This window comes from Methylobacterium brachythecii (assembly GCF_014196345.1).
Lineage (GTDB): Bacteria > Pseudomonadota > Alphaproteobacteria > Rhizobiales > Beijerinckiaceae > Methylobacterium > Methylobacterium brachythecii.
In genome coordinates, this window is sequence record NZ_JACIDN010000009.1 from 245885 (window position 1) to 251884 (window position 6000).

6 protein-coding genes are annotated in these 6000 nt (G+C 63.2%); 5 read left to right on the plus strand and 1 reads right to left on the minus strand.

Features of this window, described 5'->3' with window-relative positions:
• Positions 1-120: 120 nt before the first annotated feature.
• From GGR33_RS22115 to GGR33_RS22135, 5 genes are read left to right on the plus strand one after another with little or no spacing between them, the layout of a single operon-like run.
• The gene (locus tag GGR33_RS22115; protein WP_183509780.1) at positions 121-1431 is read left to right on the plus strand and encodes a glycosyltransferase; all 1311 of its coding nucleotides are present in this window, start codon (positions 121-123) and stop codon (positions 1429-1431) included.
• A gap of 54 nt (positions 1432-1485) precedes the next feature.
• Positions 1486-1656: a hypothetical protein gene (locus tag GGR33_RS22120; protein ID WP_183509785.1), complete on the plus strand. Its 171-nt coding sequence runs from the start codon at positions 1486-1488 to the stop codon at positions 1654-1656.
• A 30-nt stretch (positions 1657-1686) separates the two neighbouring features.
• Positions 1687-1902: a ferredoxin gene (locus GGR33_RS22125; protein WP_183509789.1), complete on the plus strand. Its 216-nt coding sequence runs from the start codon at positions 1687-1689 to the stop codon at positions 1900-1902.
• On the plus strand, positions 1899-3227 hold the full coding sequence (locus GGR33_RS22130; protein WP_183509797.1) for an NAD(P)/FAD-dependent oxidoreductase: 1329 nt from the start codon (positions 1899-1901) through the stop codon (positions 3225-3227). Before GGR33_RS22125 ends, GGR33_RS22130 begins: the two co-directional genes overlap by 4 nt.
• Positions 3220-4461 carry a cytochrome P450 gene (locus tag GGR33_RS22135; RefSeq protein ID WP_183509802.1) on the plus strand — a complete coding sequence of 414 codons (1242 nt, stop codon included), beginning with the start codon at positions 3220-3222 and terminating at the stop codon, positions 4459-4461. Before GGR33_RS22130 ends, GGR33_RS22135 begins: the two co-directional genes overlap by 8 nt.
• Positions 4462-5427: 966 nt before the next feature.
• Here GGR33_RS22135 and GGR33_RS22140 read toward each other — a convergent pair.
• Positions 5428-5673, minus strand: a complete 246-nt coding sequence (locus tag GGR33_RS22140) for a hypothetical protein (protein ID WP_183509807.1) — start codon at positions 5671-5673, stop codon at positions 5428-5430.
• Positions 5674-6000 lie beyond the last annotated feature (327 nt).

The window sequence follows — 6000 nt, forward strand, 5'->3', positions numbered from 1 at the left end:
AAACTCGCGTCCTGGGCGTGAGACGGATGCGCCTGCATACGCAGTTGCGTCCGAGCAGGTAACGACTGGGGCAAACGAGCGAATTGGGAACGGAACGTAGCAGCGTCGGAGGATGGCAAGATGAAGGTTCTGATCGCCGCGACGCCCCTGACGGGGCACGTCAATCCGCTTCTCGCAATCGGCCGTCTGCTCCTGGAGCGCGGTGACGAAGTCACGTTCATCACCGACCCCTCCTTTTCGAGGAAGGTCGAGGCCGCAGGCCTGGCGTTCGTGCCGTACGACGACAACGGATCAGCGAGCTATCTCGAGCCGAACCTTCCCCCTGGTCCCGAGCGCTGGACTCACGAGTTCGAACGTCGCTTCATCGCTCTCATGCCGATGCAGGCCGCGCTCCTGCGCGAGCTGATCGCCGAGACCAGCCCCGACGTGATCGTCGCCGGAAGCATGTTTCTTGGGGTTCTCCCGCTGCTGCTGGGCGACGCGCCCCGGCCACCGATTGCGGTTTTGAATACCAGCTTCCTGTTCCTCGACCGTCCCGACGGCGCACCGATAGGAATTGGTCTGCCACCCCCTCGCGACGAAGCCGAGCAGGCCCACTCCGCGGGCCTCAAGACCATTATGGATACGGCCTTCGTTGGCCCGGTCCGCGCGCTCGCCGACGCACGCCTCAGCTCGCTGGGTCTTCCCCCGTTGCCTGCGTCGCTGACCCACTCGATCGTGGTCCTGCCTGACGTCTTCCTGCAGCCCAGCGTCCCAGAGTTCGAATACGACTACGGCGAACTCCCCAAAAACCTTCGATTCGTCGGTCTCCTACCCAGCGGACCGGCCAAAATACCGCTCCCGGACTGGTGGTCGGAGCTCGATCCGGCAAAGCCCACCGTCCTCGTGACGCAGGGAACGCTCGCAAACAGTGACTTCGGGCAATTGGTGGAACCTGCGCTTCTCGCGCTAGCGGAGCGCACCGACATCAACGTGGTGGCGACAGCCGGCGGAAGGCCGGTCGACGAGGTGCACCTGGCGCTTCCGGCAAATGCCCGGATCTCCAGCTACCTCCCCTTCGACACTGTCCTTTCGCAAGTCGACCTGCTCGTCACCAACGGCGGCTACGGCAGCGTGTCTCAAGCACTTGCCGCCGGCGTGCCTCTCGTCTCGGCAGGTCTGACCGAAGACAAGGCCGAAGTAGCCGCCCGCATCGGTTGGTCCGGCGTGGGAATCAATCTCGCGACGAATACGCCAACGGTCGAAGCGCTACGCGACGCTATCGGCAGGGTGCTTTCCGAGCCGGGATTCAAGGCTCGTGCCAGTGAATTCGCGGACGCTTTCCGCGAACTCGACGCGCGTCGCGAGATCCTTTCCGCCCTTGACGACCTCGTTGCTGCTGACCGGGCCATCAAACCTGCAGCCGCAACGGAATTCCGACAAGAGGCGTGATCGGGCGCATCCGCCCTCGGCATCGCACTGCCAAGCAAGACGAAGGAGATCGTCATGAACGTTGAAGCCGAAGGGCATCGCCGACTGGAGGCGTCGACCTCGGAAACAGTGACGGGACTGCTCGCGGGCATCGTCATCGCGCTTGCCACAGGGATGCCCTTGCGCTCCGCCGGGAAGCTCATTCCGAGCGACGACGACCACAGCACGCCGTATCTCGGCGTCTGACCGACCCCAATCCCAACCGGAGCCGGCCGCATGCGTATCGTCGTCGATCTCAACCGCTGCCAGGGCTACGCGCAGTGCTGCTACGCAGCGCCTGAGCACTTCGAGCTGCGTGGCCACGAGATCCTGTTCTACGACCCGGCGCCACCGGAGAGAGAGCGCGCTCGCATCGAGCGGGCACAGCAGGCCTGCCCTGTCCGGGCGATCAGCATCGAGCCCGCCGACCTCGCAGAGCAAGACGAGCCATGAGCGACATGGAAACCGCCGGCATCGTTGTTGTTGGCGGTTCTTTGGCTGGTCTCCGGGGTGCCGAGGCGCTCCGCAACGGTGGTTACACCGGCCCTCTGACGATCGTAGGCGACGAGCCGTATCCGCCTTACGACCGGCCGCCGCTCTCGAAACACGTTCTCGCCGGTGCACTCGACGCCGCCTCAACAGAGCTTCCTCGACTCGTCCGTTTGAATGCGCGTTGGCGTCTTGGCCAAACGGTGGTCGCACTCGACCGGATCGCGAGGGTGATCGGCCTCGCCGACGGCTCCGCCATTCCGTTCCAGTCGCTGCTCGTCGCGACAGGAGCGCAGGCGCGCCGTTGGACCCGTGCGGGCAGCGAGCTGGCAGGCGTCTTCACGATCCGAACCCGCGACGACGCCGCAGCGCTCCGGTCGGCGCTGGCCTCCGTCCCAGCCCGCGTGCTGATCATCGGAGGGGGCCTGATTGGTTGCGAGACGGCTTCGTGCTGCAGCGACCTCGGATTGCCGACCACGCTGGTCGATTCCAACCCGGCGCCTCTCTCTCGCGTGCTCGGCGCGACGGTCGGCAACGTGATCGCCGGCTGCATGATGGACGCCGGCGTCGATTTCCGAGCGAGCACGCATGTCGACGCTCTCGAGGGCGCCTTCGGGAAAGTCGTCCGTGCAAGGCTATCCGATGGCAGCGCGATCGAGACCGATCTCGTGGTCGTGGCGCTCGGCGCCGTACGGGAGACGGGTTGGCTGTCGAGAGCTGGTCTGTTGGCAGATTCAGGCGGTCTGACCTGCGACAGCGCCTGTCGTGCCTTGAACGTCGAAGGCCAACCCGACCTGAACATCTTCGCGGCGGGGGATGTGGCACGCTGGCCCAACGCGCACTACGGCGATCGCCTCATGACCGTCGAGCACTGGGGAAACGCCATAGAACAAGCGGAGCACGCAGCTCGCAACATCCTCTCGGATCCATCGGATCAAAATGCCTACAGGCACCTACCGGCCTTCTGGTCCAGCCAATTCGGCATCAACATCAAAACCGTAGGCAGCGCTGAAGGCGCCGAAGCGGCTGCAATCACGCAGGGATCGCTGTCATCCCGACGATTCCTGGCAGTCTACGGACGCGAAGGACATACCGTCGCAGCCGTGTCTTTCGACGAGGCGCGGTGGCTACCCAGCTACGCCCGTCGCATCGAGATCAAGGCGACATTCCCGCCTGTCCCAGGCGCGATCGACCAGGAGCGGGTCGATGTCGTCGATCCGGGTTTCCCAGCGCCGCGTGAACTCGCCGGCGCGACGTCCAGTGTGAGACAGGAAGCGGCGCATGCGTAGCGAAACGCTTTTCTCAGAGGTGATGGACCCCAAAAACCGGGCCAATCCCTATCCGCTCTACGAACTGTTTCGACAGACACCAGTGGCCAAGCAGAGCGACGGCAGCTTCGTCGTCAGCACGCACGAGAATATCCGGACTCTGCTTTTCGACCCGCGCCTCAGCTCGGAGGACCTTCCGCCTTCCCGTAGGCCGCACACGGGAAATCCAATCAAGGATTGGATCTTGAATCCGATCAAGAACCGAGTGGTCACCGCGCATCGACCATTCATCTTCCGCGACCCACCGGACCACGACACGCTGCGAAAGTTCGTCATGGACGAATTCACGATCCAGCGTGTCAACGATGCCCACGGCCGCGTCGAGAGCCTCGTCGACGAGTTCATCGAGCGATGCCGCGGCAGGAGCGAGGTCTGCCTCGTCGAGGATCTTTCCTACCCGCTTCCGGTCGCCGTCATATGCGACCTCCTCGGAGTGCCTGAGGAGGACGAGCCCCATTTCCAAAGATGGGCCACCCAGCTGGCGACGGCGCTGGAGCCAGATGCCCGGCACGACGAGACTGGCCGCCACGCCATCGTCGCGGCCTTCGACGAAATCTCGGCCTACATGCGGAAGCTGATCCGCGAGAAGCGCCGCCGGCCAGCCGACGACATGCTGAGCCGGCTCGCCAAGCCCGGAAACAAGCGCACGCCCGGCATGGGCGACATCGACCTTATCGCGACGGGCATTCTCCTACTCGTCGCTGGTCACGAGACGACCGTGAACCTGATCACGAATGCGATGCTGACGTTGCTTCGCAATCCCGACGAACTGGAGAAGTTGAAAGCGGATCCCGAACGCGCGCCTCGACTCATCGAAGAAGTCCTTCGCTACGAGCCACCGGTGCACTTCCGGACGCGGAAGGCCACCAGTCCGATCGACATCGATCGTGTCACGATCCCGGCTGGAGCGCCGGTTATTCTCTTGTTTGCGGCGGCCAACCGGGACCCCGCACGGTTCGCGAACCCGGACCGTTTCGACCCGGACCGGGCGGACAACCAGCATTTCGGCTTCGGCGGTGGCTTGCATTACTGCGTCGGAGCGCCGCTCGCCCGGATCGAAGCGGAGATCGCATTGGTTACACTCTGTCGTCGCCTTCGGGAGCCGCGTCTCATGTCCGATCCGCCGCCCTATCGATCCGGGGCGTCGCTGCGTGGACCGGCAAGCCTCGGTATCCACATCAACGGGATCAGCTGAGTGACACCGAGCTGGCCATCGAAGCGGTGGTGAGCGTGAGGCCGCCGGTTCGGTCCGATCGCACGGCTTGAAATCTCGGGTTGGCCGCTTGGGCCGATGGCGCGAGGCTCGAACGACTACAAATCGGCTAGGTTACGACTTACAATTTGCGATTGGGCGAAGTCGTTGAAGCCCTCGACAAACGACGGCTTGGCGACCACGAGTACCCGATCACCGCGGATAGAGGACGACGTCTGCCCGTTCTAAGGCAAGCGTGTCAGCGTTGCCGCGATGGCGGCCACGAAGCACCCCTACAGCGTGATGCCGCACGATAACCCGGACAGCCAAAAAAGGATTCTGGGTACGCAGCCTTGGCATATCTATAGGAAACGATCGGCGCCTCGATTTTTGGTCCGAAGGAGTTTGGAGCTGGGCTGATCCTCTCAATCAGCCCAGCTCCAAAGCCAGCCGGTCAGGTCATGAGGGCAATCGCGGCGATCAGCTAAACACTTTCGTACAGTCTAGAGAGCCGATCGCTCCAAAACCGACGATGAATTAATCGCCTGCATCCGGTGCAGACGCGGCAGCGTCACGAACGGGCGTCCAGACCCGTTCGTGACGACGAAACGCCTGCCAGATGCCTCTAGCGTGCAACTGGATCGGCGGCAGATCATACGTCCGCTTTCGGGAGGGGCGCGACCGGACGTGTACGACGGGGTGGGATCGGAAGCAGACCAGGACTTTAGGTACCACCCGTCGGATCTCGACCCAGCAACGCCATAGACGCCAGGCGGCAACTCGCTTGGAAGCGGTCGTTTGTGCCGCACGTCGATGGTCACGCCAGTCGGCGCCCGATTGCAGGCCTTGCAGAGGAGACGGCCGAGCGCATCATGGGAGACGTCACACGGCCGCTGCCGGTTCCAAGGCTCCGAGGGTTCGGAAATCGAGCCTGCTTGTAAATGACAGCGAATTGTGCCCGGCGCCGTGTCAGCCCTTCTTTTTGTAGGCCTGGATGGCGTTTTGGCACCCCGGTGACAGCTTCGACATGTTCTTCTGGAAGCAGGCCTGCGTCTCTGGTCCGTCCTCTGGCGGTAGACCAGCACAGAAGGTCGTGAAGTCACCGGCACATTGCTGCTGCAGGATAGCTCGATCCTCGTCTGTCATCGGTGCGGCCAGTGCGCCATTGGCCACAGCAGCCGTGAGGATGAACCCCAATCCGAAACGTACCAACATGATCTGCTCCCAAGCCAACCCGACGGCTTCGGGTCGGAGGCGAGAACGTCGGCGCGGGCTTAACCGTTGCACACGATGGACTCGAAGAAGCGGCATCGGCCACGCCGCTTCCGACCCAACCCAGTCGTTTAGGCTCCCCAGTGCGATGCCCGACAGCGGACGTAAGGCGCGACAACGTTGTAAGACTGAAGCTGGCCGAAAGCGGAACGGCCGCTTTCGCATTTACGATCTCCGATAGCAGACGTTGATGCAGAAGTGCACCGGCCGCATGGCTTTGATCTTTGATCGAAGAGTAATAGTCTTCCGAAGCAGTGCTCGCAATGGAAT